The 6438-nt window shown below is 66.3% G+C and carries 9 protein-coding genes and 1 tRNA gene; 4 read left to right on the top strand and 6 right to left on the bottom strand.

The genetic code is table 11. The annotated features are described in order from the left end of the window. Positions 1 to 242 precede the first annotated feature (242 nt). Positions 243 to 683 (top strand): DUF6326 family protein, encoded by a 441-nt coding sequence (locus ACRDPN_RS00600; RefSeq protein WP_431445378.1) that lies wholly within the window; start codon positions 243 to 245, stop codon positions 681 to 683. Between the two features lie 287 nt (positions 684 to 970). Continuing rightward, entirely contained in the window at positions 971 to 1108 is a 138-nt protein-coding gene (locus ACRDPN_RS00605) for a hypothetical protein (RefSeq protein ID WP_431445379.1), read from the top strand. Between the two features lie 574 nt (positions 1109 to 1682). Here the strand turns inward: ACRDPN_RS00605 and ACRDPN_RS00610 are convergent. Next, a complete protein-coding gene (locus ACRDPN_RS00610) occupies positions 1683 to 2330 on the bottom strand; it encodes an ADP-ribosylglycohydrolase family protein (protein ID WP_431445385.1) in 648 nt (215 codons plus the stop codon). Between ACRDPN_RS00610 and ACRDPN_RS00615 the strand changes: the two genes are divergently transcribed. Beyond that, positions 2274 to 2681 carry a hypothetical protein gene (locus ACRDPN_RS00615; RefSeq protein ID WP_431445386.1) on the top strand — a complete coding sequence of 136 codons (408 nt, stop codon included), beginning with the start codon at positions 2274 to 2276 and terminating at the stop codon, positions 2679 to 2681. The genes ACRDPN_RS00610 and ACRDPN_RS00615 overlap by 57 nt on opposite strands. A gap of 130 nt (positions 2682 to 2811) precedes the next feature. Here ACRDPN_RS00615 and ACRDPN_RS00620 read toward each other — a convergent pair whose 3' ends face one another. The 4 genes from ACRDPN_RS00620 to ACRDPN_RS00635 form a co-directional block, all read right to left on the bottom strand. After that, positions 2812 to 3636, bottom strand: a complete 825-nt coding sequence (locus ACRDPN_RS00620; protein ID WP_431445380.1) for a hypothetical protein — start codon at positions 3634 to 3636, stop codon at positions 2812 to 2814. 36 nt (positions 3637 to 3672) lie between these two features. Further along, positions 3673 to 4584 (bottom strand): RNA polymerase sigma factor, encoded by a 912-nt coding sequence (locus tag ACRDPN_RS00625; protein ID WP_431445381.1) that lies wholly within the window; start codon positions 4582 to 4584, stop codon positions 3673 to 3675. A 149-nt stretch (positions 4585 to 4733) separates the two neighbouring features. Next, positions 4734 to 5162 carry a hypothetical protein gene (locus tag ACRDPN_RS00630; protein WP_431445382.1) on the bottom strand — a complete coding sequence of 143 codons (429 nt, stop codon included), beginning with the start codon at positions 5160 to 5162 and terminating at the stop codon, positions 4734 to 4736. A 393-nt stretch (positions 5163 to 5555) separates the two neighbouring features. After that, positions 5556 to 5632 (bottom strand) — tRNA-Met (locus ACRDPN_RS00635). Between the two features lie 193 nt (positions 5633 to 5825). On the opposite strand from ACRDPN_RS00635, the gene ACRDPN_RS00640 reads away from it, so the two are divergent. After that, positions 5826 to 6086 (top strand): hypothetical protein, encoded by a 261-nt coding sequence (locus ACRDPN_RS00640; protein ID WP_431445383.1) that lies wholly within the window; start codon positions 5826 to 5828, stop codon positions 6084 to 6086. Here the strand turns inward: ACRDPN_RS00640 and ACRDPN_RS00645 are convergent. After that, the coding region (locus tag ACRDPN_RS00645) for a hypothetical protein (RefSeq protein WP_431445384.1) at positions 6083 to 6438 on the bottom strand (356 nt) is incomplete at its 5' end. The two genes, ACRDPN_RS00640 and ACRDPN_RS00645, sit on opposite strands and share 4 nt — an antisense overlap.

The raw sequence follows: 6438 nt of genomic DNA on the forward strand, positions 1-6438 counted from the left end.
GCCCACAGCGAGCGCAGCGCGTTGGTGATCACCCGCCCAGCCTAGGGACCGCCGAGGCCTCGGGGACCGACCGAAAGAACGAGACCCCGCTCCTCCCAACGGCGGAGGAGGGTCCGGCCTCGACGCCGATGTGGCAGGGCCGGCGGTCCGCGAGCGTGGACCTACCGATCCTCACCACAACAACGGAGCCCATGATGAGAACACGTCTACCCACCACCACACTGGAAGACCAGCGGATCCCCGTGAGAGCCAAGCTCGCCGCAGCGTGGACAAGCTTCATGTTCCTGTACGTCTACGTGGACATTCTCGCCTTCTTCAAGCCCGGCGTCATCGATGACATCCTGGTCGGCGTCGTCTGGGAGTTCGACATCAGCCAGACGTTGTTGACCGCCTTCCTCGCGCTCATGGCGATCCCGATCTTCATGGTCGTGCTGTCGATGACGCTGCCCGCCCGGGCGAACCGCATCACGAACCTCATCGTGGCCTCGGTACAGGTCCCCTTCGCGGCATTCAACGCGGTGGGCGAGTCCTGGACGTACTTCTACGGCCTTGGCGTCGCACTGGAAGTGACCGTTCTCGCCCTCATCCTGCGGTACGCCTGGACCTGGCCCCGCACCGCACCGTCGGCGACCATGGCGACCAGCCCGGACCGTGAAACCGTTCGCGCCCAGCAGCAAGCGTGAACCCAAGAGCAGTCCCCGTCCTGTTCGGAGCCATCTGCCTCGGTGCCGCGGTGTGAGCCTCCTGGCGGTGGGACACCAACTACCTACCACTGGGACGTCGCGTAGGGGCCTTCCAAGGCCCCTACCGGCAGGTCAGGTCATCGGATGCGCACACAGGCCCACCCATCGTCGACACCGACCCCAAGCGCGGCAACGTCGTCGTCCGCCCCACCGACCCGCCACGACGGGCACGCCGAGCCGCCGTATCAGATCCGCCAGTCCCACCATCACCCAGAAAGGTCCCGGTCATGATCGAGGCACACGAGCTCACCAAGCGCTACGGCGACAAGACCGCCGTGCACACCCTCAGCTTCACCATCCCGGCACCGTCACCGGTTCCTCGGCCCGAACGGTGCCGGCAAGTCCACGACCATGCCCCTCCTTGACCGCGGCCAGGAACCGAACCCCGGCTGCGGATTCCCGTTGTAGATGCATCGACGACCGCCTTCACGTGAGGCGTTGCGTCGATCGATAGAACCTGGGGTCCCCCATCCGGGGCCGAGCCGCACCGCGGCGGGCGGCCGTCGGCCCGCGACCTCTGGGTCAGCGCAGACGCGCGACCGGGCGAAGGAACGGCGCACGGTTCGAGCGAGACCACCGTTGGCGACCGCGATCCATGCAAATCCAGGGACGTTTGACGCCGCGGCGCCGTCGCGGAAGCTCGACTGCTGACAATTGCTCACAAGCACCCTGTAGAGCAGAACGAGGCGGTTCCGGATCTCTCCGGAAACCGCCTCTGACCTGCAATTTCACTTGGTAGCGGGGGCAGGATTTGAACCTGCGACCTCTGGGCAAGATCGGAGGGCCTGATCCCGCTACCTCAAACTTTGGGTCCCTCTGGAAAACCTCGGGTTGATCTGGAGGTTCTCCATCGGACACCGCAAAGTCTATCGGAACGCCTTGGAACCGTTGCCCATCATTTCCGATGACGTTCTGATGACCTGTCAAATCTCCCGGCGGTCACCAGCCCGGGTAGCGCTCGGTCCACCTCGTGCTCGGCCCGTACTCGCCGTGCAGCCGGTCGCCGGCGGTGAACTCGTAGATGAAGTCGTCGGCCAGCGTCAGGATCGTGTCGCGTCCTTCGACCTCGAATGCGAGCTCAGGAGGCAGTGCCGTTTCTCCATGAAGCGCACCGAGGATGTTGCCGCAGATCGCGCCGGTGGAATCGCTGTCGCCGGAGTGGGTCACCGCGAGCGACAGTGCGTCGAGCACCTGACCGGGCTCCGGGTAAACGAGCGACGCGTAGATCGCCATCGCCAGCGCCTCCTCCGCTACCCAGCCGCCGCCAAGCGACTCGATGTGCTCAGGACCCGGGCCTCTGCGGGCGGCCTCAGTCGCTTGCTTGATCGCCTGGTAGACCTCGGCATGGCCATGGCGGGCGCGGAGCTGGCTCTCGACCTCGTCGATCGCCCGTGGCAGGTCGTGACCACGTGTGATCGCGCCGATGAGAACGGCCAGCGCCCCCGACGCCATCTGACCTGTCGAGTGGCCATGGGTGTAACCGGCAGCCTGCGCTGCTGAGTCGAATTGCCAATCCGATGGCCAGACCCAGTGCGGGACGAGCCCAAATGGAGCGCTGCGCATGACGCCGCCGCACCCTTTGGACATGTTGGTCGCTTCCTCGCCGAACTGCTCAAGCTTGCGTCGGACTACGGCATCGCCGACATGTTGATCTTCCACAAGCTGTCCGACCTCGACAACGTCGGCGATCAGGGCAGCGCGATGCGGGCGCTCGCCTCGTCGCTCCTCGCGAATGCGGAGACTCGGATCGTCTACCGGCAGGAGTCGGACCAGCTCGGCTCGACCGCGACGGCTCTTGGATTGACCGGGACTGAGCAGTCGCTGTTGCCGACGCTTGGCACCGGCCAGGGGCTGTGGCGGATCAAGCACCGGTCGTTCGTTGTCCAACATCAGCTGCATCCGGCCGAGCTGGAATTGTTCGACACAACGGGCCGATGAACGCGGCTCTTTAGAAGTTCGCATGAATATTGACGGTTTCGACGCGAACTTGAGCACTCTCGGTGCTCGGAGCCTACTTGGATGCTTAGGTTCGGGGAACCCGTTCATCCGGGGCGGTGGGGCCTGGTTGTCAGGGTGCCGGCCACCGTCGGATCGCGTCGGCAACCGAGGGCTCGAGTTGGGACAGCCGATCCACGACCTGCTCGTGGGTCAGTTCCGGATGGCCGAGCAGCCGTTGGTAGTCCCGCAGCGCGTCTTCCCCGCCGGCGTTCCACAGTTGTTCGGCGAGGCGGATCAGCCGGAACTCGTACCAGACGTAGTTGGTGACGCTGGTCTGCATGCTTTCGCCCATCAACGCGAGGTCTTGCAGGTCCCAGATGTCGTTTCCGGCGTCGGTGGTCGCCTCGGCCATGGCTGCGAGCAGCCGCAGTTGCTCGGGTTCGTGGGTGGCGAGGTAGCCGTGCATCCCGAGGTTGGCGAACAGTTCCATGACCCAGTCGGAGGGGAACTCCGAGGCCCACGTCTCCGGGTGGATGTCGTGGAACAGGTGGGTCGCCTCGTGGGTGATGATCAGGTCGGCGATCGCGGTGAAGTCCGGCGGGTCCCCGAAGGTCTGCGCGAGGAGGGTCGATGCGGGGACGCTCAGGTGTGGCCGGAGGGCGTCGACGTACTCCCGCCACCAGGGGGCCGGTGTTGGGGAGGTGCCGAGCTTGCCGGGGATCGAGAACATCATCCCGTAGATCGGCACCTCGCAGACACCGGGCCAGTCCTGCTCGTCGGCCACCACCAGGGTGGGGCGGCGGTCCCTGCCGGTGACCTGGCCGAGCCAGGTGAGTGCTCGGGCGGTGCGGGTGGCGATGGAGTTGCCGCGCTCCTCGGAACCTCGGCTGACGAAGACGGGGAACGGGAAGCCCTCGAGGGAGCTCAGGGTGGGGTAGGCGGTTGTTGTTGTCATACCTACTGGTGTCGGTGGAGGGCGAAAAGTTCGCTCTCAGCCGCGCGAGTAGGCCAGATGGAGGCTGACGACCTGCTCCTCGCCGCGGTGCCGGTAGATCTGCGTGGTGAATGGCGGGCAGTGATCGGGCGCGTCCGCGGGGTTGCAGAACGTGCCTTCGACCACGGTGAGTCCGGCGCCGGCCACGACGCGTAGCAGGTTCAGCCGGACCCCGGCTTCAATGTCTCCGGACAGGCCACGGGTGATGGCGGCCGGGCCGACGAGTTGCTCGTCGCTCCCCGTCACGGTGAGCCGGGCGTCGTCGGTGAGCGCGCTGGCGAGCAGCGTGGGTTCGTCGCCGCGGTTGTACTCGCTGATGATCGCGGCGAACAGCCGGCCGCGGGCCAGGGTCAATCGGCAGTGGTCGTCGGCGGCCGTTGCCTCGAGTTCGCGCAGCCGGGAGACCAGCGATGCGCGGGCATCGTGCAACCGGCTGCGCACCGTGCCCACCGGGATGCCCAGGGCGGCCGCGATGGCGTCATAGCTTGCGGCCATGGTGAAGTAGCGCAGCACCACGACATCGTGCAGTGGCGCCGACAGCCCGCTGATGGCCTCCCAGACCCAGTCGTGCAGTACCGCCTCCTCGATCCGGCGTTCCACCTCGTTGGGCGAGGGGATGTCGGCGAGCTGGGTGGGAAGGGCCTCGCGGCGCCGGAGCCAGGCCCGAGCCAGGTTGCGAGTTGTTCCGGTCAGCCATGCTCGCGCAAGCGAGGGGTCCCTGATCCTGCCGATGTCGGTGATCGCGACCAGCGAGGCGTCTTGGACCACGTCCTCGACATCTGGCCCCGCGCCCATCACTGCGGCCGCCACCGCGTGCATGGCCGCACGATGGCGCATCAGCAGCACTGCCAGCGATTGCGCATCGCCCCGTTGCGCGGCCAGGACGAGGTCGCCGTCGGAGGGCTCCATGTGCTTAAGAGTCGCACGTCGCCCTCGGGTCCGAGCAGTCTCAGCTCTCAACGTCAGGGAATCGTCATCAGCAGTCGGGCCGCGTCCCCCGGGCGGGGGCGATGAGCGTGCGTTGGGGTGTGCTCGGTGCCCGCGCTCAGCATGGGGGCTCAGCTTGGCGCGATCCGGTCACCCTCGATGGTCAGGTCGGGGTGCTCGACGGTCTTCAGGTAGCGGGTAGCGCCTTCGACGCTGAGGCCGAAGAGGTCGCAAATGCGGCGTACGTCGCCGCCGGTGGCGTGGATCTCGTGCAGGATGCGGTCTTCGCGCAGCGCTTGGGGTCGCAGGGTGATGCCCTTCCAGGGGAAGTTGTGGCCGACGGGCACGAGCCGTGGTGCTGTCCCTCTGCTGACGAGCAGGTGGGGATTGGCGCAGTTGGGCCAGCGCCGCTGGCGGTGGTCGAGCCATGCGACGAGCCGGGTTCGGACGGGGGCGGCGAGCGGGATGTCGCGGTCGCCGACGATGAGTCGTCCGTCGACGATGTCGGTGAGCTTGAGGTTGCGGAACTCGCTCTTGGTCAGGGCGTGGAAGGCGATCAACGCGACGGCGAGCGCGACGGCCGGGTTCGGGGTGGTTGAGCTCCTCGCGGATCACCGCGGGGTCCAGCGCGAGGGGGATGTTGCCCGCGCCCGGTGTCGACTTGATGGGCGCGACTGCATCACGCCCTTCTGACAGGTACGTGGCGGTACTCCGACAGTTCCTCGATGCTCATCAACGGTTCCAGACCGCTGAGCGTGGTTGAGGTGGTCTCCATGCTCGTTAGGTGAGCGGTGGCGACCGTGCTCGCCGGCACCAAGCGTGCCGGCTCCGTAACCCGCGGCTCGTCAGCCCCAAAGCGGGTTCCTGGACCGGGTTTCCGGACCGTTTCTGGACACTGGATCAAATCTCTAAATGCTTTCAGGCTCGGAATCCGTAGATTCCGAGCCTGAATTTGGTAGCGGGGGCAGGATTTGAACCTGCGACCTCTGGGTTATGAGCCCAGCGAGCTACCGAACTGCTCCACCCCGCGTCGCTCGCTCTACTTTACGGGAGAGGGCCAGCGGGACTCAACTCGGGGCAGCTCGCTGACCTGCTCAATGATTCCCGCCTTGGTGTCAGACGCATGGGTTCGGCCGAATTGGGTGCACAGCGACACCAAATCGCTACTGTCGAGGTGCCCCGCACACGGTGTGCGGCTTCGCACTCGAGATAGGACGCAACCCATGGCCACATACCTCGTGACCCATGAAGTCGATGACGTTGACCACTGGCTCAAGTCGCCCGTACGTGAAGAGTTCTTCGGTCCGATGGGCATCTCCCACCGAACGTTCACCGACCCTGAGGGATCGAATCGAGTCGGCGTGATCTTCGAGATTCCCGACCTGAAGGCCTTCCAGGATGCGTTGCAGTCCGAGGAAGCCGCTGCGGCGATGGAGCAGGATGGAGTTCATCCCGACACCCTCTTGCTGCTGAGCGAGTCTTAGGATTCACCGGCCTCGGCCAGACGCTCACGCAAGCCGTTCGCCAGACCGGAGATGGTGGCGGCGTCGACCAGCCCACCGCCGTGCTCGGCGAGGCGACGACGACTTACCGGTCCGATGCGGACGCGGGAGTGGACGCGGGTGCGCCCACCGTCCACGTCACTGAGCACGAGTGCCCACGAGAAGCTGGTCCGACCCCGGCGGGACGAGTACAACAGCGTGTGCGGCACCGACATCTCCACCACAGTCAACGTCGCGTCGCGGCCGCCCCAGTCGGCAATGGTCTGGCCGATCTCCAACGACGCGAACCGCGGATCGAGTCGGTGTGCCGCCCGGCGCCGGCGCGGAACGAACC

The sequence above is a fragment of the Aeromicrobium sp. genome, from assembly GCF_050700635.1.
Taxonomy (GTDB): domain Bacteria; phylum Actinomycetota; class Actinomycetes; order Propionibacteriales; family Nocardioidaceae; genus Aeromicrobium.

Bases quoted from the DNA above. Each gene is read 5' to 3' on its own strand.
- ACRDPN_RS00620 (WP_431445380.1), bottom strand. From the start codon at position 3,636: ATGACAACAACAACCGCCTACCCCACCCTGAGCTCCCTCGAGGGCTTC.
- ACRDPN_RS00640 (WP_431445383.1), top strand. From the start codon at position 5,826: ATGGCCACATACCTCGTGACCCATGAAGTCGATGACGTTGACCACTGG.
- ACRDPN_RS00605 (WP_431445379.1), top strand. From the start codon at position 971: ATGATCGAGGCACACGAGCTCACCAAGCGCTACGGCGACAAGACCGCC.
- ACRDPN_RS00625 (WP_431445381.1), bottom strand. From the start codon at position 4,584: ATGGAGCCCTCCGACGGCGACCTCGTCCTGGCCGCGCAACGGGGCGAT.
- ACRDPN_RS00610 (WP_431445385.1), bottom strand. From the start codon at position 2,330: ATGTCCAAAGGGTGCGGCGGCGTCATGCGCAGCGCTCCATTTGGGCTC.